Origin of the sequence: Acinetobacter cumulans (assembly GCF_003024525.3) — a bacterium.
Lineage (GTDB): Bacteria > Pseudomonadota > Gammaproteobacteria > Pseudomonadales > Moraxellaceae > Acinetobacter > Acinetobacter cumulans.
The window spans coordinates 2,798,667-2,823,248 of sequence record NZ_CP035934.2 but is presented as its reverse complement, the minus strand read 5'-3'; the positions used below and the strand labels follow the sequence as shown (position 1 = coordinate 2,823,248).

Annotated in this window: 17 protein-coding genes, 2 tRNA genes and 3 rRNA genes; 13 read left to right on the top strand and 9 right to left on the bottom strand. The window is 42.2% G+C overall.

The window, feature by feature from the left end; genetic code table 11:
* Nucleotides 1-18: 18 nt before the first annotated feature.
* Nucleotides 19-2,769, top strand: a complete 2,751-nt coding sequence (locus C9E88_RS13310; RefSeq protein ID WP_106986214.1) for a DUF2339 domain-containing protein — start codon at nt 19-21, stop codon at nt 2,767-2,769.
* A gap of 83 nt (nt 2,770-2,852) precedes the next feature.
* Here C9E88_RS13310 and C9E88_RS13305 read toward each other — a convergent pair whose 3' ends face one another.
* Both C9E88_RS13305 and C9E88_RS13300 read right to left on the bottom strand, forming a co-directional pair.
* Nucleotides 2,853-3,776 carry a mechanosensitive ion channel family protein gene (locus tag C9E88_RS13305; RefSeq protein ID WP_106986213.1) on the bottom strand — a complete coding sequence of 308 codons (924 nt, stop codon included), beginning with the start codon at nt 3,774-3,776 and terminating at the stop codon, nt 2,853-2,855.
* 9 nt (nt 3,777-3,785) lie between these two features.
* Nucleotides 3,786-4,607: a hypothetical protein gene (locus tag C9E88_RS13300; protein ID WP_106986212.1), complete on the bottom strand. Its 822-nt coding sequence runs from the start codon at nt 4,605-4,607 to the stop codon at nt 3,786-3,788.
* 100 nt (nt 4,608-4,707) lie between these two features.
* Between C9E88_RS13300 and gspE the strand changes: the two genes are divergently transcribed.
* Entirely contained in the window at nt 4,708-6,195 is a 1,488-nt protein-coding gene (gspE, locus tag C9E88_RS13295) for a type II secretion system ATPase GspE (protein WP_106986211.1), read from the top strand.
* A gap of 61 nt (nt 6,196-6,256) precedes the next feature.
* Here the strand turns inward: gspE and C9E88_RS13290 are convergent, their stop codons facing one another.
* From C9E88_RS13290 to C9E88_RS13260, 7 genes are all read right to left on the bottom strand, one after another.
* A complete protein-coding gene (locus C9E88_RS13290; RefSeq protein ID WP_106986210.1) occupies nt 6,257-7,501 on the bottom strand; it encodes a hypothetical protein in 1,245 nt (414 codons plus the stop codon).
* A gap of 170 nt (nt 7,502-7,671) precedes the next feature.
* Nucleotides 7,672-8,097, bottom strand: coding sequence for an organic hydroperoxide resistance protein (locus C9E88_RS13285; RefSeq protein WP_106986209.1), 426 nt, complete (start codon nt 8,095-8,097; stop codon nt 7,672-7,674).
* Nucleotides 8,098-8,298: 201 nt separating this feature from the next.
* Nucleotides 8,299-8,691 (bottom strand): DUF4951 domain-containing protein, encoded by a 393-nt coding sequence (locus tag C9E88_RS13280; protein ID WP_106986208.1) that lies wholly within the window; start codon nt 8,689-8,691, stop codon nt 8,299-8,301.
* Nucleotides 8,692-8,802: 111 nt separating this feature from the next.
* Nucleotides 8,803-9,648 carry a carbon-nitrogen hydrolase family protein gene (locus tag C9E88_RS13275; protein WP_106986207.1) on the bottom strand — a complete coding sequence of 282 codons (846 nt, stop codon included), beginning with the start codon at nt 9,646-9,648 and terminating at the stop codon, nt 8,803-8,805.
* 31 nt (nt 9,649-9,679) lie between these two features.
* Complete coding sequence (gene gigB, locus C9E88_RS13270) at nt 9,680-10,201, bottom strand: anti-anti-sigma factor GigB (protein ID WP_106986206.1); 522 nt, start codon at nt 10,199-10,201, stop codon at nt 9,680-9,682.
* A 112-nt stretch (nt 10,202-10,313) separates the two neighbouring features.
* The gene (gene gigA, locus C9E88_RS13265; protein ID WP_106986205.1) at nt 10,314-11,282 is read right to left on the bottom strand and encodes an RsbU family protein phosphatase GigA; all 969 of its coding nucleotides are present in this window, start codon (nt 11,280-11,282) and stop codon (nt 10,314-10,316) included.
* 99 nt (nt 11,283-11,381) lie between these two features.
* Nucleotides 11,382-12,269, bottom strand: a complete 888-nt coding sequence (locus C9E88_RS13260) for an MlaA family lipoprotein (RefSeq protein ID WP_106986204.1) — start codon at nt 12,267-12,269, stop codon at nt 11,382-11,384.
* 554 nt (nt 12,270-12,823) lie between these two features.
* Between C9E88_RS13260 and C9E88_RS13255 the strand changes: the two genes are divergently transcribed.
* The 11 genes from C9E88_RS13255 (at nt 12,824) to hisD (ending at nt 24,527) form a co-directional block, all read left to right on the top strand.
* Nucleotides 12,824-14,361: ribosomal RNA gene (locus C9E88_RS13255) — 16S ribosomal RNA — on the top strand.
* A gap of 61 nt (nt 14,362-14,422) precedes the next feature.
* Nucleotides 14,423-14,499: transfer RNA gene (locus tag C9E88_RS13250), tRNA-Ile, on the top strand.
* Between the two features lie 75 nt (nt 14,500-14,574).
* Nucleotides 14,575-14,650 (top strand) — tRNA-Ala (locus C9E88_RS13245).
* A 449-nt stretch (nt 14,651-15,099) separates the two neighbouring features.
* Nucleotides 15,100-17,992: ribosomal RNA gene (locus C9E88_RS13240) — 23S ribosomal RNA — on the top strand.
* A gap of 196 nt (nt 17,993-18,188) precedes the next feature.
* Nucleotides 18,189-18,303 (top strand): 5S ribosomal RNA (gene rrf, locus C9E88_RS13235).
* The 16S, 23S and 5S rRNA genes sit together here with 2 tRNA genes alongside, the layout of an rRNA operon.
* Nucleotides 18,304-18,726: 423 nt before the next feature.
* Nucleotides 18,727-20,181 (top strand): RNA polymerase factor sigma-54, encoded by a 1,455-nt coding sequence (locus C9E88_RS13230; protein WP_106986021.1) that lies wholly within the window; start codon nt 18,727-18,729, stop codon nt 20,179-20,181.
* Between the two features lie 166 nt (nt 20,182-20,347).
* On the top strand, nt 20,348-20,680 hold the full coding sequence (gene hpf / locus C9E88_RS13225; protein WP_106986020.1) for a ribosome hibernation-promoting factor, HPF/YfiA family: 333 nt from the start codon (nt 20,348-20,350) through the stop codon (nt 20,678-20,680).
* Nucleotides 20,681-20,815: 135 nt separating this feature from the next.
* Entirely contained in the window at nt 20,816-21,067 is a 252-nt protein-coding gene (gene ibaG / locus C9E88_RS13220) for a BolA family iron metabolism protein IbaG (RefSeq protein ID WP_106986019.1), read from the top strand.
* A gap of 7 nt (nt 21,068-21,074) precedes the next feature.
* On the top strand, nt 21,075-22,331 hold the full coding sequence (gene murA, locus C9E88_RS13215) for a UDP-N-acetylglucosamine 1-carboxyvinyltransferase (protein ID WP_106986018.1): 1,257 nt from the start codon (nt 21,075-21,077) through the stop codon (nt 22,329-22,331).
* Nucleotides 22,331-23,032, top strand: coding sequence for an ATP phosphoribosyltransferase (hisG, locus tag C9E88_RS13210; RefSeq protein ID WP_106986017.1), 702 nt, complete (start codon nt 22,331-22,333; stop codon nt 23,030-23,032). The genes murA and hisG overlap by 1 nt, the downstream gene beginning before the upstream one ends.
* Nucleotides 23,033-23,225: 193 nt before the next feature.
* Entirely contained in the window at nt 23,226-24,527 is a 1,302-nt protein-coding gene (hisD, locus tag C9E88_RS13205; RefSeq protein ID WP_106986016.1) for a histidinol dehydrogenase, read from the top strand.
* Nucleotides 24,528-24,582 lie beyond the last annotated feature (55 nt).

Genomic DNA, 24,582 nt, shown 5'->3' with positions numbered 1-24,582 from the left:
AAATAGAGCGAAGACCGTATGCTGAAAGGGCAGAGTGATATTCGAATGATGTGGTTGATGGTGCTCATCATCGTTGCTGTTGGGCTGTGGTTTGCTGATTTAAAGGTTGTGAGTGCACTGTGTATTTTAGCTTTTGGCGTTAGTGTCATGCACTATGTCGATGATTTACAGCAACCGACCGATCAACTTAGACAACAGACTGGATTAGCACGGCAGAGTACCTCCAAAGCACCGTTATATATTGCTTCGATTGTGGCCTTGGTGGGGGGGATTGCTGAATTTCATATTTTGACAGGGCTGGGTCTAAGCGCATGGATTTTCTTTTTTCTGCGTTGGTTAAAGCGTATAGAACGGCAACTGTTACAGACGCAGTATCAAATACAACAGCAAGCGCAAGTTTTGGTACGGTCCACAGCGACTGCTGAATTTCAGCCGCGTTCTACCCTGGAGCATAGCGCTGCACCATTGGCTGAGCGTGCCCAATCTGCTTCGACAGGAAATAATTTAGGTTTAAGCGATCAGCTACAACAGTGGTTGTTTAAGGGAAATCCCGTTCTGAAAGTTGCTATTGCGGTTTTGGTGATCGGCATTGTGCTGTTACTTCGCTTTGCGACAGAGCATTGGCAATTGAGTCTTGCCGTCAAACTGTTGCTGGTGGCAGGCGTGAGTATCGCAGTCACGGCGTTAGGCTATAGATTGCAACGTACAAATCGTAGCTTTACGCTTGCATTAGAAGGTTTAGGGCTTGCCAGTTTATCACTGACGTTGTTTTTTGCTTACTATAACCAGATCATTCCTACTTTGGCGCTGGCCAGTTGTTGCTTTGCAGGCATTCTCATGGCAACGGTATGGCTGAGTTTAAAACAACAAAGCATCGAACTTGCTTTGATGGCGATGGTCATTGCTTATATTGCACCCTTTACTTTACCAGTACGCAGTGCGAGCGCAGTCGAGTTTGTGAGCTATTACTTGGTGATTAATATTGCAGTTGCAGTGTTAAGCACACTTCGACCATGGAAGTTTCTTAATCAAATTGCTTTTTTAATGACGCTGGTAGTAGGTGGCGCTTATGCTTTTTACCGTGGTGTGGATGCCGAACGCTATAGTTTAAGCCTGCTGATTTTTGCCCATGCTTCAATTTTTATTTGGTTAGGATTTCGCTATAGCCAATTGCTGGCTAAAGAGAATTTGGGCCAATTTCAGCTTAAACCGATTTTAGATTTGGCCTTAATTTTTGGTACTCCCATTGCCAGCTATGGCTTTTTATATTTGATGTATTTTGATGAAAATGGCTGGCAGGCGACCTTCAGTTTGGTCTTTGCAGTCATTTACGCACTGCTTTATCTGCTCGCAAAACGCTATCAGGTGATTGAGCAAATCACGCAGAGCTATTTTAGCCTCATGCTGATTTTTTTGGCCTTCGTCCCACCTATTTTACTGACCGAGCATTGGAGTGTTGCAGGTTGGGCGATTGAAGGGGCACTCATCTTTATATATGCGCTGTATCGTCAGTCGCGTATTAGCCACTATGTGGGTATGGGCCTATTGGTGATGGCGGGTTGCTCAGGCGTGTATTACTTCTCTGTGCAAAATGTTTTTCCAAGTCCTGTGTACTGGATTTTGGCATTGAGTTATCTCACTACGGTTTGTATTGCCAATGCTGTGCCTAAGTTTCAACAGCAATTGAGTAGTGGCACCATCAGCTTTTTCTGTTTACAGATGCTGTTTGCGACCATTGCATTGTTTGTCCTATTGCTGGATGTCATCGACAGCAAAAACCAAGTGACATGGATACTGCTCATACTCAGTTTGGGCTATGTGCTGGTGAATGAGTTGTTGTTGAGACGTGGCGCAACGTGGTCGTGGCTCTTGCCGAAATGGGTGGGGCTGATTCCCTTGTATGCAGTCGCATTTTATATGGTGATTGATGTGAGTCATCAGGGGGTATTGTTATGGCCTTCTGTTTCCGACCGTGTATTGGTGGCGATTACAGGCTTATTTTTAACGGTATTGTGGCTCCGTCCCCTACTAGGGCTTAAGGCGGAAAAAGAGTGGGTGAGTTTAGGTGTGTTGTTGAGCTTGGCGCTGAGTAGTTTAACGCTTGTACCGAGTATGCCGTTTATTAGTGTGGTGATTTTACCGCTGTGTTTTGCCTTATGGTGTGCGTGGCGCCAGTCCGATTGGCCAATGTTCTGGCAAGCGCGTAGTAGTTTGGTGTTAATGTTGCTTTGGGTGATCTTGTCACAACTGTTTAGCCAGCAAGCTTTTCAGTTTTATCTACTGCCAATACTGAATCCATTCGATTTAGTGAGTATTGCGATGTTGGCAGGTTTCATTTGGATGTTGAACCAACAAATGAAAGCAGGGTTAGAAAAAAGCCTAGGTGCCATTGTGATGGTACTCGGGCTACTTTGGCTGAGTAGTTATGTGGTGCTACGTGCATTACATCATTACTTGGATACACCATATAACCAATGGCAAATGTGGCAAGATGGGACCATACAGCTGAGTTTTACCCTGCTCTGGGTGAGTTTGGCCTTTATTTGTATGTTGCTTGCGAGTCGACGTCAATTGCGCTCTTTGTGGCTCTTTGGTGGCAGTATTTTAGTATTGGTCACTTTAAAGTTGGTGCTGTTTGATTTGTCTCATATTGGCACCTTAACGCGAGTGATTTCCTTCTTGGGTGCGGGTTTTGTCATGTTAATCATTGCCTATATTGCACCTATGCCCGAAATATCAAATGAACCGCAATCAAGTGAGCATTCATAAATATCAATATGTAGTGTGAATGACATTCAAATTAAAAAGGGAGCAGATTGATCGGCTCCCTTTTTTTCATAGATAAACATGACTTATTTTAAGTCTGGCTCACGTTTTAATTCTTCTGCATTGGCATAGCTATCAATTTCTTCATTATGCAAAGCTTGTGCGGAAGGGCGGTCAACAAAGCCCATTTTGGGTACAGGAATTTCGATTTGATTGTCGACAAAACCATTTCGAATGCGTTCCTGCATTTCATCACGTACTTTTAAAAAGTTTTCTTGCTGGCACCATACGGCAAACAATAACTCAATAGACGACTCACGAAATGCTGTAACAGTGACTGCGGGTTTCGGATCGGCCAATACCAAAGGATATTTATTGGCAACATCCAGCAAAACTTCACGAACTTTAATAATATCTTCATGGAAGTTAATGGCTAGGGTAATTGGGATGCGCCGTATCGGAAATTTCGACAGGTTATGCACGGGTGCGCGGATAAGCTGTTCATTGGGCAGACGCACATAGACATTGTCTTGAGTCAGCAATTTTACAGAGAGTAAATCAATCGAAATGACTTCACCTTCAATGGTATGGCCACGAATTAACGTAATTTGAATGGTATCGCCAATTTCAAATGAACCTTCGCCAATTAAAAAGATACCACTGATGAGATTGGATGCAGAAGTTTGCGATGCAAAACCCAAGGCTACCGTTAAAATACCGGCCGCCCCTAAAAATACGCTCAGTTTGAAGCCGGCTTCTTTGAGACTGGCCATCACAAAGATCATAAAAATAAAATAGAAAATACCGCGTCGCCAAACTAAGCGTTGGTGTTCATTAAATCGTGTTCCAATCGTGCGAATAAACGTATTGGAAACAAAGCGTGCTATTAAAAAACCTAATAGCGCTAGGATAATGGCAACCACAATTTCTGTGAGTCGATCGGTATTAATATTTTTAACAATACTGGTCAGACTGCTGGTCACTTCTGCTGGAATATTGGTATTGGGCATCCATCACTCCTAGAACAGTGAATCGAACATATTAAATAATGCACCTGCAGGTTCGCGTGGTGGGTGCACATACATCACTTCACCTGCATGTGGTGGCGTACGGTTTTCAATGCGCACACGTGGTGGTCGATCAGGCCCTTCATGAATAACTTTGATTTGCGATGTCCATAATCGACCTGTGCTTTCGCTATAAAATAAAGGTAAGGCAGGTACAGGTACATTCATTCGATCAAAGCGCAGTTGTTCGTGGCTGGTATTGTGAAATTCAATAGGGGTGACTGCACGAAAAGCACGAATCTTTAATTGATGGAGTTCGGTACGACCATCTACAGCTGTGGCATAGCAGATTTCACCTGTGCGCTTATTGGGGCCAAACCACGTATCTTTGGGTAAAATCACGGGGATATCAAACAAAGGGTCTTTTTGCCCCTCAACAAAGCCCGCAACCCATAATGGTGTACTGATATAAAGCGTACCGCGCTGACCCGCTGGAATATAGATCGGATCGACAGGACGGATAACCACAGAGCGATTGGCCAAGCGCGGCATGATTTGAATTTTTTCATGCGTATTTTTAAACATATAACGTTCAATATGCACAGGTGCAGGAAATGCAAACTCAGGGTCATCAATACGATGCCACTGCTGCTCATAGTCAAACTGTACGCTAGGGCGGTGATATTCCATTCGCCACTCTTGTAAACCACGGGTCAAGCGAAATAATAACGAGCCAAACTGCCATGATTTCGGTCGGTTCAGCTCAAAGTGATGCTCACCCCACCATTTTACTTTGGATGTTTCTGTTTCCAGTACGTCACTGACGAAAGACAATGGTATTTTCCTTATATCATTAAAAGCTGTAAAACATACTTCACGCTGTCATGTGCTTAGAGTACACTCAAATTACTTTTATTCATCATTATAAACTGTGATGCAAGTACTTAAACAATTACAAATACCATATAGTTTTGCCAAGCGTCATGGCGTCTTGCTTCGTTATGAGGGTGACCAAGCATTTATTATTCGTCGTGACAACACACCGCTCTTGGCTTTACAAGAAGCACGTCGTTTTCTGGGGCATTCAGCCAGCTATCAACTATGCACTGAGCAAGAGTTTAATCAACTCCTCAGCTCAAGCTTTGCAGGTGATACAGGGGAATCACAACAAGTCGCTGCAGGTTTGGAGGATCATCCCGATTTGCTCAGTCTTGCGGACTCTGTACCTGAAGCAGAAGATCTGATGGATCAGGAAGATGATGCGCCAATTGTACGTTTGATTAATGCATTGTTGTCCGAGGCGATTCGCGTTGGTGCATCGGATATTCATATTGAATCTTTTGAGAAGAAACTCTCTGTACGTTTACGTGTGGATGGTCAACTGCGTGAAATTGTACAACCGCGCCGTGAACTCGCACCTTTGTTGGTATCACGTATTAAAGTCATGGCAAAGCTGGATATTGCCGAAAAACGTATTCCGCAAGATGGTCGTATTTCACTACGTTTAGCAGGTCGTGAAGTGGATGTACGTGTATCAACCTTGCCGTCGTCTTATGGTGAGCGCGTAGTGATGCGTTTGTTAGATAAGCAAGCGGGTCGTTTGAACATGACGCATTTGGGTCTCATGAACAATGACTATGAACGGCTAAAAGTTCTAGTTCACCGTCCGCATGGCATTATTTTGGTGACTGGACCGACGGGTTCAGGTAAAACCACAACCTTATATGCTGCGCTGTCCGACTTAAACGATGGCTCTAAAAATATTCTGACGGCTGAAGATCCGATTGAATATCAATTAGAAGGCATTGGTCAGACACAGGTGAATACCAAAGTTGACATGACCTTTGCTCGCGCTTTAAAAGCCATGCTCCGTCAAGATCCTGATGTGGTGATGGTGGGTGAGATCCGTGATTTGGAAACGGCAGAAATTGCGGTACAAGCATCGCTCACAGGTCACTTGGTGTTATCGACACTGCATACCAATACGGCCATTGGCGCCGTAACTCGTTTAAAAGATATGGGCATTGAGCCATTTTTATTGTCCAGCTCGCTCATTGGTGTGATTGCACAACGTTTGGTACGCACTTTATGTTCGCACTGTGCAACGTGGCATGATGCTGACGATTTTGAAACTAAATTATTTGCAAATATTCAGCATGATACTGTGCTAAAACTGCCTAAACCTAAGGGCTGTGATCATTGTTCACATACAGGTTTTAATGGCCGTACTGCAATTTATGAAATTGTGCCTGTAGATGAGCAAATGCGCCGTTTAATTCATGGTAATGCTGCTGAATATGAGTTGGAAAATTATGCGCGCCGTGATGCAAGCTCCATCCGTGATGATGGCCTGCGTAAGGTGCTGGCGGGTAAAACCACGATGGAAGAAGTGCTGCGCGTGACGAATGAAGCAGCGGAATAATAGTTGTTCATAATATTTAAAAGAAAAGATGCACATCAATGTGCATCTTTTCTTTTAAGCTCTAGTTTTTCTTTAGATAGGGAGCTAATGCAGTGCCTGCTTCTCTGACTAAATCCATCAAAACCAGATATTCCTGATAACTGTCATTGAGATATTCAAGTTCAGAATCCCGCTTTTCACTCGTTAAAATTTCCTGATGAAACTGATAGCGCTTGTCGAGATAATTTTTGTCCAGCCCTAAAGCAATAATCATAAGCTCCTGTGACCAGTGCATTTGCACGAGCACATGATCCAGTGCATCCCCATAAGCCCATGCTTGCAGACTTTGCAAATTTCCATCTGAAAAGTGTTTATTAAGGAATTTCACAAATTTATCAAATTCCTGAAAAAACTTTTTGATGCCATAAGCACTTTCCCATTTACAGCGAATAAAATCAAAATTTAGATCATATGTACCACGTGATTCTCTTGTTATATCTCTAATATCTGGTATATCAATTCTAAATTTAAGTTGCTTTCCAAACTTTTCTTTTAACTCAGGTGTTAAAAAGTGATTGGTCAAATCAAGTGTAAAATCTATATCAACCGACTGATTTAATCCCCAAAGAATAAATTGAAGTTGATAAAAAATATTCCGCGTTTCACAAATAAAATTAAAAAATCTTATTTTACTATCTACAGCTGTTTTCGCATCAGATCTGTTATATTCAGGTTTAATAAAATCATACTTATTATAAAAAGTATGCAATTCTACATTTTTTAACACTGAATGATGTGAACACCACAACTGGAATAATTCTTCTGCCTTTTTTATATTTCGCGGTGCTTCAATATTATCCAAATCAAAACTTTGCTGTTCCGAACTTAAAGGTTCTAAATAAGACTTTAAAACTTGAGCCACTGCATCAGCTGGAACTTGTAAAACACTGAAGCCCCAAACCGCAAAGCGCGGTTCATAAAACCCCACACCCGTTTCCTTAACAGCTTCATAAAATACCCGATACAGTGCATCGCCCTGAGCAATATGGTCAAAATGATCCAGCTCCAGAACCGCACGTGGTTCAGCTAAAATTTCTTGCTGTAAGTTTATGCACCATTGCTTTGTTTCTTCTGTGAAATAATCACTATAGGCATCATCCGTTACTTTGTTAAGCATAAATTCAGCCCAGTCTTTTATCTTTCTCCCCTTGGCAGGTGTATTTCGATGCTTTTGGTAAAGTTCATAAGCTGTGCGTTCAGATTCATTCAAATTTGGAATTTTAGCTGTAACTTCAGGCTCCCATAAATAGACTGCGCCTAATGACATATTTTCCCCTCAAATTAATGACAATTTTTAATGTTAAAAATACTTTTTCTATAAAATTCAATGTTGTGATTTTTGCTTAATATAATAGAATTTTTTATTTTTAAGGTTATATTTTTTATAAAATTATTAAAAAAATCCCAAAGCGATTGCTTTGGGATGTACACCGTCAATCAAACAATCACATTCAGCGTCACATCAATATTGCCGCGTGTCGCACTTGAATAAGGGCAGACAATATGCGCAGCATCAACCAATTTTTGCGCCTCAGCTTGCTCTAAACCTTCCAAATGCACATTTAAAGTCACTTCAATCCCAAAACCTGTTGGAATAGGGCCAATACCAACATCACCTTCCACATACACATCAGGCGTAATTTTTAAATGATCACGATTCGCCACAAATTTCATTGCACCTAAAAAACATGCAGAATAACCCGCAGCAAAAAGCTGTTCAGGGTTTGTCCCGCCGCCTGCACCGCCCATTTCCTTAGGCACTTTCAGTTGAATATCTAAAATACCGTCAGACGAAGTTGCTCGACCATCACGACCACCTGTAGCTTTTGCATGTGCTGTATAGACTGCTTTTTCTAAGCTCATTGTTATTCTCTAAATATTTCTAAGGGAATATTCATCCTGTCTGAAAATCGCACAGGAATAAGCAGTGATTTTGTAAATATTGAGGTAGGCTTTAGTGGAAAATAGATAGAAAAAGCAAAAGAGATGAATCAAATGAAGCTACAAATAGGGAAGCGTTGTTCATTGATAGTCTTAACTACCAATGAACATTTTTGGCATTGCTTACCAAAGGCCTGCAATCTTTTTCATTAATTGCGCACGGAAAGGGGCAGTAGGATTGCCTGCATTACGCTGAGTTTCATTTTCATAAAACTTTTGCCAAGTCTGAACCATTTCTAAAGTGACATCTTGTGTTTTTAGCTTTTCAACGTCTTCTTTACTGATGTTATTTAAGCGCTTTTCCGCACCATCTGGTCCAGTTCCCCAACCAATAATACCCTGACCAAATGCAGGCAAAGACATATTGTTAGGTGTAGGTGGAATCGCTAAACGGTCAATATTTGGGTTAACCAAAGATTTAATGGTTGGTCGTACTTTTTCTGAAATTTGAATCTCAGCAAAAGAGGCAACAGAAACGGAAAGCAGTACAGCAGAAAGGAGAACGGATTTAAACATTGGAATAAAACCAATTTTAATAAATAAGAATCATTATTATAAATAAGCTGGCAGGGATTTACAGTACAACATGATGTTAAATCGTGCTATTTGCTAAATTAAATAAGCAGATTAGTCGCTATACGAATTAGTCGGATATTGTAGTAAAACACGATGTTGCAATAGGGGCATAGATGCCCGAACTTGATTTTGCTCTTCTAAATTCGATGGAACGGTGATGATGGATGCACCTTCAGTTTGGATCATATCAAGCAATTGGCCACGACTGTCTGACGCGCCTGCATGGCCCCAAGTTTGGCGTTTTTCACCATGCCAACCTTGTTGTGCAGCACCCAAAACTAGGCATTGCGTATCCATTGCGCGTGCTTGTAATAACAATTGCCAATGCATCTCACCTGTAGTGTAGGTAAAGGCTGCGGGCGCTGTTAAAATATTTGCGCCTTGCGCACGCAGTGTGAGTGCAAGTTCTGGAAAGCGCAAGTCATAGCAGACCATCAGGCCAATATGACCAAACGGCGTTTTTGCAACCACTGGATCTGTGCCTGGTTCAAAGAACTTAGATTCTTGATAACCACCGACAGCGTCACCCACTTGTACATCAAATAAATGAATTTTGTCATAACGTGCTTCTGTACGCTCTGGGCTAATGCACAGGCTAACTGTCCGTACTCGACCATCTTTAATAATTGAGCCATCTGGACGAAATGGGCAAGGTAAAGTACCTGCGACAATCCAAATGCTATAGCGATGTGCAAGCTGTTCTAAGCGTTGTTGAAAAACTTCAAACTGCGCAGCGGTTTCACGCTGTTTACCTGCAGCAAAGCAGATAAAATTTTCAGGAAACACAATGAGACTTGCTCCCTGAGCTTTACTTTGCTGAATCAAAGATTCAATGACAGAGAAGTTTGCTTCTATATCATTTTGTGAATTCATTTGAGCAACAGAAAGAAAAGTCATGGAGTTCTCAATGTGAAAAAAAGGGGGGAGATTACGCGTTGTGTTGTACAGCAGTTTGGTCGATAGAATCTTGCTCTTTTTGCAATTGTTTCACTAAGGGCTCAAACATATTTTGATTGCTTTCATTGAGTTTCATCAATGTTTTATGCGCATCTAATACGGTGCAAAGCATATTGTTATGCGTTACATTTTCTTCCATTAATGTACGTGTACATACATTTGGATCGCCACAATAATTCAAAATCACAAATACCTGCCCAAGCCCCATACTGTTGGCGAGCGTGGTAATATCTGAATTTGTTGAAAGCATGACTGCTTGAATGTGATGGATTTGTTTGAGCTTTAAGCCCAGCTTAGCCAAAATGCCTAAAACTGTACTGTCAATAAATGTAGTTTGGGTTAAATCTACGATCGCACCAACGACATTCTCTTGTTGTTCAATTTTATTTAGCAGCTTGTCTAAACTAATGCAAGATTGGGCACGCACTTCGCCTATAAGCTTAAAAATATGCGTTCCATTCAAGCTTGCATATTCAACATGACCTGTTGACATATAAATGCCATTTGCAGAGAAGGATAGTAAATTATCCCATAGGGGCACTGCTTACTCAAGTATCCGAAAGGATGATTCTATAGTGAAAAACGATAAATATTTGATTTATAAATTAATTGATTCGACGCAAGCTTAGAATTGCAATATCATCGGCAACGTGCTCGGGTGCTTGAAATGATTGATTTTGCAAGTGATGTACCAATTGACGCAATTGTTCATTCAATCCACCATCGAAAGGTTCAAGTGCGCCATCTGAACAAATAATAAACCGAGCATTCGGTTTTAGTTGGCATTCAAACTCTTCCACTTCTAAGTCTTCTGTTAAACCTAATGGAAAACTACTGGTGGTTAAAATACGAGGTTCTTGGTCTTTTTCAAATAAAATTGCAGGGGGGTAGTGGCCTGCACTCGACCAGCGTAAATGATGTGTTTCAATATTTAAAATACCCGCAATCATCGTGATGTGCTTTTCGATATTTTCTTGCACCAGCATGCCGTTAAGCTTTTTAATCAGTTCACGAGGATTTTTAGAACGACCGTGGAAAGCAGCCATCCATGAGGTTAATAGACTACTGGTCACCCCATGGCCGGAAACATCTGCCAAATAAAACATGATTTCTTTATCGCTAATTTTCCAGTAATCATACCAATCGCCAGATAAATAAGCAGAAGGTTGAAATAAAGTCTCGATTTTATAATTGAATAATTCAATAGGATTGGGCAGTAATTTTTTTTGTAATTCAGCCGCTGAAGGTAGATCGCGACTGTCTTGATTACGCTTGTATTTGGCATCAATTTTAATAAGCGCTTTTTGTGGGTTTGAAGGGAGTTTGCTCCAAATCCAACCTGCCAGCGCACCTTGTTCCCAAGCGGCAGCCAAAGCCAAGCCTTCATCTTCTAATGCCAGCGCAATCGTCGGCAAAGTCCACTGATGTGTTAGATAATCCTGTACATCAGCAATTGCAATAATAGTCGGATCATACAAATGGAGATCTTCAATGCGAATCATTTGAACACTGGGAAGTGTGTCTAGTACCTGATCTAGATGTGGAATATCACGGGTCGGTTGAATGAAATACATAAAGAAATAAGATGATCCTGAAGTATCATGAGCAATATACTATAACAAGCATTCGCAGGGCGGAGGAGAAAATCATCATCCCCCGCAATTAAATTAAAACTATTCTGTGGCGTGATCGTCAGAAGAATCAGTGTCTACTGGATCTGAAGATTCATCCTCTGGATCGTCGCCTTCATCACTAATAAACATATTTTCATCTGCAAGGCCCTTTTTCTCAGCAACAATAAAGTTTAGGCGTTGTAGATAAATATCACGAATTTGAGCATATTTATCACCTTGTAGGACTTTTTCAAGATCGAGCAATTCCGCACGACTATCAACAGCACGTAAGGCTTGTTCAGCCCAAAAGACACCTTTATGGTCTTCTAATATATAGCGTTGTGGGCGCGCAAAACTATCAGCAGCAAAGCCTACCGTTTCACGAATTGTACTTGGGCCTAATATGGGAAGAACCAAATAAGGTCCAGTAGGCACACCATAATAACCAAGAGTTGTGCCAAAGCCTTCGGTTTCTGCTGTTAAATGTAAGCGACGTGCAGGGTCTGCAAAGCCTAAAGTGGTTAGTGTATTAATGGTAAAACGGCCTAAGCTTTTAGCAGCATGCATCGGGCGACCTTGAACCAGTTGATTCACCGCATTCCAAGGCTCATTTAAGTTTTTACGAAATTGACGATATGAGCCACGAACAGGCTCGGGTACTTTTTCTGAATACTGCACTGCAATAGGACGTGCAACATTACGATCTAATACATCGTTAAACTGATAAACCTTACGGTTCCATGCTTCAAAAGGATCTTTTTCTTCATCTGCTTGTGATGCTGAAGCATTTACAGTGAGTTTTTTTACGACTTCACTAGATTTTGTTGCAAACTTCGAATTAGACGAAGTCGTAGATGAGATAGATTCATCTGATGGCTCAGCTGCAAATGCAGGTGAAATCGCAAGGGTGAATAGCAAACTTGCAGATAAAAAAGAAAAATGATGCATATAGAATGATCCCAAAATTTATTATTGGCTTAATAAAGCTGACTCAATCATAAATAAAATCGCTTTAATAGTCTTGAATATCGAACCATTAAAGCAAATTTGCCTAAAAAATGAATCAAAAAAATGAAAAATGGCTAAAAAGCATACGTATGACTGTTATTTTTCAAAAAAAATAAAAAATAGGGTTGCAACGGATGTGAAATGCTGTAGAATGCACATCCATCGGCGGTGATGAAGATTAAAACTTCTGATAAAACAAGGACTTGATTGAAAAGATTAAGTTTGGTTTTAGAAAAAAAGTTTAAAATAATTTGAATTACTTGTTGACACTAAATAAATTTAGTGTAATATAGCCGACCTAGCTTGCTGGTGACGAACCAACAAGAAGATCATTAAGAGATTATGAAGAACAACTTGTGTGGATTTTTACTGGTTGATCAATCGAATATATTTTCATTGATAATTGGTAGAAATTTCTCGAAGTTTATTTGAGCAAATATTTGTCAGTAATTGATGAGCCAAGATTGGTACCCTTTAAAGGTACTATTGATTTTAAACTGAAGAGTTTGATCATGGCTCAGATTGAACGCTGGCGGCAGGCTTAACACATGCAAGTCGAGCGGGAATAGGTAGCTTGCTACCGATTTCTAGCGGCGGACGGGTGAGTAATGCTTAGGAATCTGCCTATTAGTGGGGGACAACATTTCGAAAGGGATGCTAATACCGCATACGCCCTACGGGGGAAAGCAGGGGATCTTCGGACCTTGCGCTAATAGATGAGCCTAAGTCAGATTAGCTAGTTGGTGGGGTAAAGGCCTACCAAGGCGACGATCTGTAGCGGGTCTGAGAGGATGATCCGCCACACTGGGACTGAGACACGGCCCAGACTCCTACGGGAGGCAGCAGTGGGGAATATTGGACAATGGGGGGAACCCTGATCCAGCCATGCCGCGTGTGTGAAGAAGGCCTTTTGGTTGTAAAGCACTTTAAGCGAGGAGGAGGCTACTCTAGTTAATACCTAGGGATAGTGGACGTTACTCGCAGAATAAGCACCGGCTAACTCTGTGCCAGCAGCCGCGGTAATACAGAGGGTGCGAGCGTTAATCGGATTTACTGGGCGTAAAGCGTACGTAGGCGGCTTTTTAAGTCGGATGTGAAATCCCTGAGCTTAACTTAGGAATTGCATTCGATACTGGGAAGCTAGAGTATGGGAGAGGATGGTAGAATTCCAGGTGTAGCGGTGAAATGCGTAGAGATCTGGAGGAATACCGATGGCGAAGGCAGCCATCTGGCCTAATACTGACGCTGAGGTACGAAAGCATGGGGAGCAAACAGGATTAGATACCCTGGTAGTCCATGCCGTAAACGATGTCTACTAGCCGTTGGGGCCTTTGAGGCTTTAGTGGCGCAGCTAACGCGATAAGTAGACCGCCTGGGGAGTACGGTCGCAAGACTAAAACTCAAATGAATTGACGGGGGCCCGCACAAGCGGTGGAGCATGTGGTTTAATTCGATGCAACGCGAAGAACCTTACCTGGTCTTGACATAGTAAGAACTTTCCAGAGATGGATTGGTGCCTTCGGGAACTTACATACAGGTGCTGCATGGCTGTCGTCAGCTCGTGTCGTGAGATGTTGGGTTAAGTCCCGCAACGAGCGCAACCCTTTTCCTTATTTGCCAGCGGTTCGGCCGGGAACTTTAAGGATACTGCCAGTGACAAACTGGAGGAAGGCGGGGACGACGTCAAGTCATCATGGCCCTTACGACCAGGGCTACACACGTGCTACAATGGTCGGTACAAAGGGTTGCTACCTCGCGAGAGGATGCTAATCTCAAAAAGCCGATCGTAGTCCGGATTGGAGTCTGCAACTCGACTCCATGAAGTCGGAATCGCTAGTAATCGCGGATCAGAATGCCGCGGTGAATACGTTCCCGGGCCTTGTACACACCGCCCGTCACACCATGGGAGTTTGTTGCACCAGAAGTAGGTAGTCTAACCGTAAGGAGGACGCTTACCACGGTGTGGCCGACGACTGGGGTGAAGTCGTAACAAGGTAGCCGTAGGGGAACCTGCGGCTGGATCACCTCCTTAACGAAAGATTGGCGACTGGTAAGAATCCACAACAAGTTGTTCTTCATGACGATGTATCTGAGGGTCTGTAGCTCAGTTGGTTAGAGCACACGCTTGATAAGCGTGGGGTCACAAGTTCAAGTCTTGTCAGACCCACCAAATCTGACTAACGAAATATTTGAATAAAATATGAGAGCAAACAGAAAACAGAGACATTGACTTAATTGATAAGCTGGGGACTTAGCTTAGTTGGTAGAGCGCCTGCTTTGCACGCAGGAGGTCAGGAGTTCGACTCTCCTAGTCTCCACCATACATCGCAAAGCGATGTATAAAAGACAAGTTAATAAATGAACAGTCAGCTGACTGTTAGTTTAGTCTTTAAGCGATCAAGTGCTTAGGTTATAGAGCTTAGCAACAAACTAGCGTAGAATGCGCTTCATTGTTATTAAGCTCTGTGATTTATCACAGCAACATGACCTGACGAAGGCATGTTAAATCATTAACAGAATATATTTGAGTTGAAATAATTTGTTCATACTCATAACTGACATTAACACTAACAGTGATTTATTACTGTGATGTGAAGATAGAAGCTATGAGTTACTAGCGAAATTAACTGAATCAAGCGTTTTGGTATATGAATCTAATTGAAGCTGTACAGTGCTTAAATGCACAAGACGCCAACTGTATGAGTAAGTCGTAAGACAAACTCTGTTGCTTATCCTACTTGTAAGGATAAACGACTGTTTGGGGTTGTATAGTCAAGTAATTAAGTGCATGTGGTGGATGCCTTGGCAGTCAGAGGCGATGAAAGACGTAATAGCCTGCGATAAGCTTCGGGGAGGCGGCAAATATCCTATGATCCGGAGATTTCTGAATGGGGAAACCCACCTATCGTAAGGTAGGTATCGCAACATGAATACATAGTGTTGCGAGGCAAACGAGGGGAAGTGAAACATCTCAGTACCCTTAGGAAAAGAAATCAATTGAGATTCCCTCAGTAGCGGCGAGCGAACGGGGAACAGCCCATTAAGTCATATAAGTTCTAGTGGAATGCTCTGGGAAGTGCAACCATAGTGGGTGATAGTCCTGTACACGAAAGGGCTTATATGATGATGTCGAGTAGGGCGAGGCACGTGAAACCTTGTCTGAATATGGGGGGACCATCCTCCAAGGCTAAATACTCCTGACTGACCGATAGTGAACCAGTACCGTGAGGGAAAGGCGAAAAGAACCCCTGTGAGGGGAGTGAAATAGATCCTGAAACCGCATGCATACAAGCAGTGGGAGCCGACTTGTTCGGTGACTGCGTACCTTTTGTATAATGGGTCAGCGACTTACATTCAGTAGCAAGGTTAACCGTATAGGGGAGCCGTAGGGAAACCGAGTCTTAATAGGGCGTTTAGTTGCTGGGTGTAGACCCGAAACCAGGTGATCTATCCATGAGCAGGTTGAAGGTTGGGTAACACTAACTGGAGGACCGAACCCACTGTCGTTGAAAAGCCAGGGGATGACTTGTGGATAGGGGTGAAAGGCTAATCAAACTTGGTGATAGCTGGTTCTCCCCGAAAGCTATTTAGGTAGCGCCTCGGACGAATACCATTGGGGGTAGAGCACTGTTTCGGCTAGGGGGTCATCCCGACTTACCAAACCGATGCAAACTCCGAATACCAATGAGTACTATCCGGGAGACAGACTGCGGGTGCTAACGTCCGTAGTCAAGAGGAAAACAATCCAGACCGCCAGCTAAGGCCCCTAAATTATAGTTAAGTGGGAAACGATGTGGGAAGGCATAGACAGCTAGGAGGTTGGCTTAGAAGCAGCCACCCTTTAAAGAAAGCGTAATAGCTCACTAGTCGAGTCGGCCTGCGCGGAAGATGTAACGGGGCTAAAACTATATGCCGAAGCTGCGGATTTGCAATTTATTGCAAGTGGTAGGGGAGCGTTCTGTAAGCCGATGAAGGTGGATTGAGAAGTCTGCTGGAGGTATCAGAAGTGCGAATGCTGACGTGAGTAACGACAAAACGGGTGAAAAACCCGTTCGCTGAAAGACCAAGGGTTCCAGTCCAACGTTAATCGGGGCTGGGTGAGTCGACCCCTAAGGCGAGGCCGAGAGGCGTAGTCGATGGGAAATTGGTTAATATTCCAATACTTCTGTGTAATGCGATGAGAGGACGGAGTAAGTTAAGTCAGCCTGGCGTTGGTTGTCCAGGTGAAAGGATGTAGGCATGTATCTTAGGCAAATCCGGGGTACTCTATGCTGAGATCTGATAGCAAGCTGTACTTGTACAGTGAAGTGGCTGATACTATGCTTCCAGGAAAAGTCTCTAAGCTTCAGTTACACAGGAATCGTACCCGAAACCGACACAGGTGGTCAGGTCGAGTAGACCAAAGCGCTTGAGAGAACTCTGCTGAAGGAACTAGGCAAAATGGTACCGTAACTTCGGGAGAAGGTACGCTGCTGACGGTGATGGAACTTGCTTCCTGAGCTATCGGCAGCCACAGAAACCAGGCCCCTGCAACTGTTTATTAAAAACATAGCACTCTGCAAACACGAAAGTGGACGTATAGGGTGTGATGCCTGCCCGGTGCTGGAAGGTTAATTGATGGGGTTAGCGTAAGCGAAGCTCTTGATCGAAGCCCCAGTAAACGGCGGCCGTAACTATAACGGTCCTAAGGTAGCGAAATTCCTTGTCGGGTAAGTTCCGACCTGCACGAATGGCATAATGATGGGGGCGCTGTCTCCAGCAGAGGCTCAGTGAAATCGAAATCGCCGTGAAGATGCGGTGTACCCGCGGCTAGACGGAAAGACCCCGTGAACCTTTACTGCAGCTTGACATTGAACTTTGATCTTACTTGTGTAGGATAGGTGGGAGGCTTTGAAGCAGCGACGCTAGTTGCTGTGGAGCCAATCTTGAAATACCACCCTGGTAATATTGAGGTTCTAACTCTGCTCCATTATCTGGAGCGAGGACCATGTCTGGTGGGTAGTTTGACTGGGGCGGTCTCCTCCTAAAGAGTAACGGAGGAGTACGAAGGTGCGCTCAGCGTGGTCGGAAATCACGCGTAGAGTATAAAGGCAAAAGCGCGCTTAACTGCGAGACCCACAAGTCGAGCAGGTACGAAAGTAGGTCTTAGTGATCCGGTGGTTCTGTATGGAAGGGCCATCGCTCAACGGATAAAAGGTACTCTGGGGATAACAGGCTGATACCGCCCAAGAGTTCATATCGACGGCGGTGTTTGGCACCTCGATGTCGGCTCATCTCATCCTGGGGCTGAAGCAGGTCCCAAGGGTATGGCTGTTCGCCATTTAAAGAGGTACGCGAGCTGGGTTTAGAACGTCGTGAGACAGTTCGGTCCCTATCTACCGTGGGCGCTGGAAATTTGAGAGGATCTGCTCCTAGTACGAGAGGACCAGAGTGGACGAACCTCTGGTGTACCGGTTGTGACGCCAGTCGCATCGCCGGGTAGCTATGTTCGGAAGGGATAACCGCTGAAAGCATCTAAGCGGGAAGCCTACCTCAAGATAAGATTTCCCTAGGAATTTATTCCTCTAAAGAGCCGTTGAAGACTACGACGTTGATAGGTTGGATGTGGAAGTGCGGTGACGCATGAAGCTGACCAATACTAATTGCTCGTGAGGCTTGACTATACAACACCCAAACAGTTGTTGTACGAACTGCGCAAGCAGTGAGCAGAGATTGATTCATTAAAGACCAAACGGTCTTGAAATACTTGATTCAGCTAACGCTAGAACATACAATTCGACTCAGATATGATCTGTTAATAACTCATTTGACGAAAGTTCGGCATCCAAGTAAGACCAAACGAGTAAGCATCCAAGTTGTGCTGGCGACAATAGCAAGAGTGAACCACCTGATCCCTTCCCGAACTCAGAAGTGAAACCTCTTAGCGCTGATGGTAGTGTGGGGTTACCCATGTGAGAGTAAGTCATCGCCAGCTCATTATTCGAAACACCCCCTGACTAGTGCAGGGGGTGTTTTTTTATGTGTGAAAATCAAAAAATTTATGGAAACAAGAAATAAAATCATAACGATTAAAAGTAAACCAGGTTCTATATAAGGTTATTCCAGTGCTTATGAAATAATAATGATTTTTTTGATTACGGTTATAGTAATAATTGGTGTCTCAAGTGGTAGGTGTTGAGCTGGTAGAATTTGGCATTATGCAGACATTATTGAGTTTTAATATTTATGTTTTATTTAAATTAATATTTAATATCATGTATTTAATTATAATTTTTCTGAATTATATAAAAGTACATCCTGTGTTATTTTTGTATGTTTTTTAATAAAAGTATGCTATAAAAAATAAAACGGCATAAAAATTGCTTATAACACGCGGTATTTATATAGGAAAAAAAAGATGAAGTTATCGGTTGGATTAAAAGTTGCAAACTCCCTGTCGCTTACGCCTCAGTTGCAGCAAGCCATTCGTTTACTTCAACTTTCAAGTCTAGAACTAGAACAAGAGATCCAAGTTCAACTCGATAGTAATCCTTTACTTGAAAAAGTAGAAGAGCAATCAACGGTTGAAAGTTTAAGCACTTTGCAGGAATTGGAACAAGATCGGAAAGATTTAACCAATGAACTCAATGCTGATCACTTACCTGATGATTTACCCGTAGATACAGATTGGGATGATGTCTATACCCATCAATCTACGAGTTTAGGCACGCCTGAGTTTGAGGAGCGTGAAGACAATCGACAAGGGCATCAGGGCTTACAAGCACACATGCTTGAACAAGTGAATTTATTACATTTCTCGGTCGTTGATCGCTTAATTGCACATTGCATTATTGATGCTTTAGATGACAAAGGTTTTTTAGATTGTGATATTGCTGAGATTACGACGTCTGTGCAACATCTACTCGATAGTATGGATTACGACGAAGAAATTGAAGATGATGAAGTTGTTGTGGTGTTAAAACATATTCAGCGCTTAGATCCGATTGGGATTGGTTCACGTAATCTTGCGGAATGTCTTACGATACAGTTAGAAAGTTTGTCAGAAACAACGCTTTATCGTAGAGAAGCTTTGCTGTTAATGAAGCATTATGAGCTGTTGATTAGTAACGAATTACCAAAACTCATTAAACAAACTGGTTTAAATCAAGAGGAATTAAAAGATGCTGTATGTTTATTAAAAACACTTAAAGCCCATCCAGGTATAGAGTTTGAAAATAAAGATTCAGACTATCAGATTCCAGATGTAGTGGTTATGAAGAAGAATGATCACTGGTTTGTGCAGTTGAACCCCGATGTTATGCCAAAGTTAAGGGTTAATTCTTTTTATGCAAATATGATTAAACGTGCTGATCAAAGCGATGATAATCAATATTTACGTAATCAAATGTTGGAAGCTAAAAACTTTATTAAGAGTGTAGATGAGCGGCATAAAACTTTGTTGAAAGTCGCTACATGTATTGTGCAGCATCAGCGGGCTTTCTTTGAAATTGGTGCAGAAGGAATGAAACCGTTGGTGCTACGTGATATTGCAGAAGAGGTTGAGTTACATGAATCGACCGTTTCACGTGTGACTACCAATAAATATATGTTAACGCCACGTGGGTTATTTGAATTGAAATACTTTTTTTCAAGCCATGTGGGAACAACGTCTGGTGGTGAGGCATCATCTACAGCAATTCGGGCTAAAATTAAAAAAATGGTTGCTGAAGAAAATATACGTAAGCCTTTGTCTGATAATGCGATTGCAATTTTATTAAAGGAAGAAGGTATTGATGTTGCACGTCGTACTGTGGCGAAATATCGCGAGTCGTTACATATTCCCTCATCTTCTGAAAGAAAAGTCTTGATCTGATTTTTAAAATCTGACTATTCTAGAGGTTCATTATGACGAAATAATGAACTTTTTTTTATTTTAGGAGCAGTGAATGTGATTTGATTAATGGATGTAGATTGATGGTATTGATCAAATGGCTTTGCTGTGACTTTCTTATCCTTTAAAGAAGGCGAGGGATAGAATTATGCAAATTACAATTCGCGGTCATCATCTCAGTATTACACCAGCCATTGAACAAGCCATTCGTTCGAAATTTGCTGAAATGACCAAACATTTAGATCAGGTCAACAGTATGCAAGTGAAGTTAACCAAAGATCATCAAGTTGATAAGCGCTCGAAAAAAGGAAGTTCAAATCATATTGCTGAAGCTATAATTCGTATACCTGGGGCTGAGTTATTTGCTCAAGCAAGTGGGGATGATATGTATTCTTCCATTAAAAAATTGACAGAAAAATTGAAAAGACAGTTACATAAGCATCGAAAAATGCAGTTAGATTACCTACCTTTGGCTATTTAGCCTATATAAACAACAAAAAGAGGTTCGAAAGAGCCTCTTTTTTTATATATATATTGTATGAGACTAATGAATTATTTTTTTTATTTATAGTAAAATGGCAAGTTTTACACCGTTAGTCCTATAAGAGGTCTTGTGATGAATAGTGAACAGCTCACTGATATTTTGAAAGCTGCGTTTCCTGAAGCTGAAGTTGCAGTAAGTGGGCAGGGCGGTAAATTTGATCTACGTGTTGTCGATGATCAATTCGAAGGTAAGCGCCCCGTTGCTCGTCAGCAATCTGTTTATGCACCATTGAACTCTTATATTGCCAGTGGTGAAGTTCATGCAGTAACAATTCGCGCAATGACCAAAGAAGAATGGCGTAAAGCAAGCTTATTCGGAGCTTAATAGATTAATGGATAAATTTTTAATTCAGGGCGGCGTTACGCTCGAAGGTGAAGTGCGAATTTCTGGTGCAAAAAATGCAGCACTTCCACTTTTGGCAGCGATGATTTTAGCTGAAACGCCAATTACGCTTAAAAATGTACCAAATTTAAAAGACGTAAACACTTTAGTGAAATTGATTGCAGGTCTAGGTATTACTATGACTTATGAAGGGGATACTGTTGTTGCAGATACCTCTACATTAAACAATCAATTTGCACCATATGAACTCGTAAAAACCATGCGTGCATCTATTTTGGTGCTTGGTCCATTATTGGCGCGCTACGGTAGTGCACAAGTATCTTTGCCTGGTGGTTGTGCAATTGGCTCCCGTCCAGTTGATCAACACTTAAAAGCCTTAGAAGCTTTAGGTGCTGAAATTGTGGTTGATGCAGGTTATGTTCATGCCAAAGTGGATGGTCGCTTAAAAGGTGGCGAAGTTATCTTTGATATGGTGACTGTGGGTGGCACTGAAAATATTTTAATGGCAGCGGTATTGGCAGATGGCGTAACAACGATTCGTAATGCAGCGCGTGAACCTGAAATTACCGACCTTGCGCAAATGTTGATTGCTATGGGTGCAAAAATTGAAGGTTTAGATACTGATACCTTAGTGGTTACTGGTGTTGAAAGCTTGCATGGTTGTGAGTACTCTGTGGTTGCAGACCGTATTGAAACTGGGTCATATTTAGCAGCTGCAGCCATTACGGGCGGTCGTGTTAAAACTACACATACCGATCCGAATCTAATGGAAGCGGTATTAGACAAGTTTGAAGAAATGGGTGCAGAAGTTACACGTGGTGACGACTGGATCGAACTTGATATGATGGGTAAGCGTCCAAAAGCTGTAAGCTTCCGTACCTTGCCTCATCCAGAATTTCCAACAGATATGCAAGCACAAATCATGGCGGTCAATGCGATCGGTCGTGGTTTTGCAACAATTTCTGAAACGATTTTTGAAAACCGTTTTATGCATGTACCTGAATTGGCACGTATGGGCGCAAATATTCAGGTCGAAGGTAATGATGCTGTCGTTACAGGTGTAGAAAAACTTTCTGCTGCACCAGTCATGGCAACAGATTTACGTGCTTCTTTCTCTTTAGTTTTAGCTGCATTAGCGGCTGATGGAGAAACCTTAATTGACCGTATTTATCATATTGATCGCGGTTATGAAGATGTAGAAGCAAAATTACAAGGTTTAGGCGCCCAAATTAAGCGAGTAAGTTAATGAGCGATATGAGAAACGATGATCCGAACTTTGACGTAATGGGCAATTTTGATCATGGTTTAACTTTAGCGTTAAGTAAGGGGCGTATCTTAAAAGAAACGTTACCTTTGCTTGAAACGGCAGGGATTAATCTTTTAGAAGATCCTGACAAGTCTCGTAAATTAATTTTCCCTACCACCCATAAGCATGTACGTATTTTAATTTTACGTGCTTCGGATGTACCTACTTATGTAGAAAATGGTGCAGCCGATATTGGTGTGGCGGGTAAAGATGTGCTCATGGAGCATGGTGCACAAAATGTCTATGAACCACTCGATTTGAAAATTGCGGTTTGTAAACTCATGACTGCAGGCAAAGTTGGCATGGAGCGTCCGCAAGGTCGTTTAAAAATTGCCACTAAGTACGTGAATTTAACACGTCAATACTATGCAAGCTTAGGTGAGCAAGTAGATGTCATCAAATTGTATGGTTCAATGGAACTTGCACCATTGGTTGGATTGGGTCATTACATTGTAGACGTTGTGGATACAGGGAATACCTTGCGTGCAAATGGTCTGGAGCCACTTGAAGAAATTTGTAAAGTGTCTTCACGTTTAATCGTGAACAAGGCAAGTTTCAAACGTAAGCAACAATTGCTTAATCCAATTCTTGCACAGCTTGAAAAAGCAGTGGAAGCACGTGAAAAAGCAAAAAATGCTTAAGTGATCTGTAGTACTAAAAAGCAAAAACCGCCTATCAGGCGGTTTTGCTTTTTAGTGGAGATGAAAGTAAAGCTGGATGCTTTGCCAATTTTGATAAAAGTTATTTTCAATTAAACCATGGGTAGCAAATTCAGTTTATTGCCGACAAAGCTCACTAAAACAGGTAAACTAAAGTTTTCCAATACATTACCTAGTGGGTAAATTGATGCGACGTTTATCGACTCTAGATCAGAACTTCAAGCAAGCATTTGCTGACTTGTTAGCTTTTGAAACTGTGAATGATCCAGAACTTTTAAAAACCGTTGACCAAATTATTGCTGATGTTCGTCAGCATGGCGACGCTCATGTACTTAAGCTCACACAGCAGTTCGATCGACATCCAGCGCATGAATTTTCAGACTTAGAGCTCAGCCAAGCACAGCTCAAAGCGGCATTTGATAGCTTAAGCACAGAGGTGCGCGACGCTTTAGAAATGGCAGCGAATCGTGTGCGTGAGTTCCATCAAGCACAAAAACAAGACGGTTGGACCTATGTAGATGCCTTGGGTAATACCTTGGGTCAAAAAGTGACACCGCTTGACCGTGTGGGTATTTATGTCCCTGGTGGTTTGGCTTCATATCCATCTTCAGTGTTAATGAATGCAGTACCCGCACACGTTGCAGGCGTGCCTGAAATTATTATGGTAGTACCAGCACCGAATGGTGAATTAAATCCATTGGTATTGGCGGCGGCTTATCTAGCAGGTGTATCTCGTGTATTTACTATTGGTGGAGCACAAGCGGTTGCTGCTTTAGCGTATGGCACAGAAACCATTCCAATGGTCGACAAAATTACAGGACCGGGCAACCGCTTCGTAGCTGCAGCTAAACGTGCAGTGTTTGGTCAAGTTGGTATTGATATGATTGCAGGCCCTTCTGAAATTTTAGTCTATGCAGAAGGTGAAAATAATGCTGAATGGTTGGCGATGGACTTATTGTCTCAAGCTGAACATGACACTGTGGCACAAGCCGTATTTATTACACCAGATGAACAGCTACTCAATGATGTTGCGCACTGGATTGAAAAGCATTTAGAAGCTTTGCCAAAAGCAGAAATTGCACGTACTTCAATTGAAAATCGTGGCGCATTGGTTTTGGTTAAAGACCGTGCTGAAGGTGCTGAACTGATTAACCAAGTTGCACCTGAACACTTAATGTTGTGTTTGGATGAAGCTGAATTAATGTCAGAAAGTATTCGCCATGCGGGTGCAATTTTTATGGGCCGTTATACACCAGAAGCGATTGGTGATTACTGTGCAGGTCCGAACCACGTTTTACCAACATCGGGTACCGCTCGTTTTTCATCACCATTGGGTGTTTATGATTTCCAAAAACGTTCAAGCTTAATCATGTGTTCTGAAACTGGCGTAAAAACCTTGGCAAAAACTGCAGACGTTTTAGCGCAACAAGAAAATTTGGATGCACATGCACGTTCTGCACGTTACCGTTATCAGTAAGCCATTCAAGTCACAAAATGATTAAGAAATAATTTCCCTCTCCCTAAATGTGCTT

Bases quoted from the DNA above. Each gene is read 5' to 3' on its own strand.
- C9E88_RS13310 (WP_106986214.1), top strand. From the start codon at position 19: ATGCTGAAAGGGCAGAGTGATATTCGAATGATGTGGTTGATGGTGCTC.
- C9E88_RS13305 (WP_106986213.1), bottom strand. From the start codon at position 3,776: ATGCCCAATACCAATATTCCAGCAGAAGTGACCAGCAGTCTGACCAGT.
- gspE (WP_106986211.1), top strand. From the start codon at position 4,708: ATGCAAGTACTTAAACAATTACAAATACCATATAGTTTTGCCAAGCGT.
- C9E88_RS13290 (WP_106986210.1), bottom strand. From the start codon at position 7,501: ATGTCATTAGGCGCAGTCTATTTATGGGAGCCTGAAGTTACAGCTAAA.
- C9E88_RS13285 (WP_106986209.1), bottom strand. From the start codon at position 8,097: ATGAGCTTAGAAAAAGCAGTCTATACAGCACATGCAAAAGCTACAGGT.
- C9E88_RS13280 (WP_106986208.1), bottom strand. From the start codon at position 8,691: ATGTTTAAATCCGTTCTCCTTTCTGCTGTACTGCTTTCCGTTTCTGTT.
- C9E88_RS13275 (WP_106986207.1), bottom strand. From the start codon at position 9,648: ATGACTTTTCTTTCTGTTGCTCAAATGAATTCACAAAATGATATAGAA.
- gigB (WP_106986206.1), bottom strand. From the start codon at position 10,201: ATGTCAACAGGTCATGTTGAATATGCAAGCTTGAATGGAACGCATATT.
- gigA (WP_106986205.1), bottom strand. From the start codon at position 11,282: ATGTATTTCATTCAACCGACCCGTGATATTCCACATCTAGATCAGGTA.
- C9E88_RS13260 (WP_106986204.1), bottom strand. From the start codon at position 12,269: ATGCATCATTTTTCTTTTTTATCTGCAAGTTTGCTATTCACCCTTGCG.
- C9E88_RS13230 (WP_106986021.1), top strand. From the start codon at position 18,727: ATGAAGTTATCGGTTGGATTAAAAGTTGCAAACTCCCTGTCGCTTACG.
- hpf (WP_106986020.1), top strand. From the start codon at position 20,348: ATGCAAATTACAATTCGCGGTCATCATCTCAGTATTACACCAGCCATT.
- ibaG (WP_106986019.1), top strand. From the start codon at position 20,816: ATGAATAGTGAACAGCTCACTGATATTTTGAAAGCTGCGTTTCCTGAA.
- murA (WP_106986018.1), top strand. From the start codon at position 21,075: ATGGATAAATTTTTAATTCAGGGCGGCGTTACGCTCGAAGGTGAAGTG.
- hisG (WP_106986017.1), top strand. From the start codon at position 22,331: ATGAGCGATATGAGAAACGATGATCCGAACTTTGACGTAATGGGCAAT.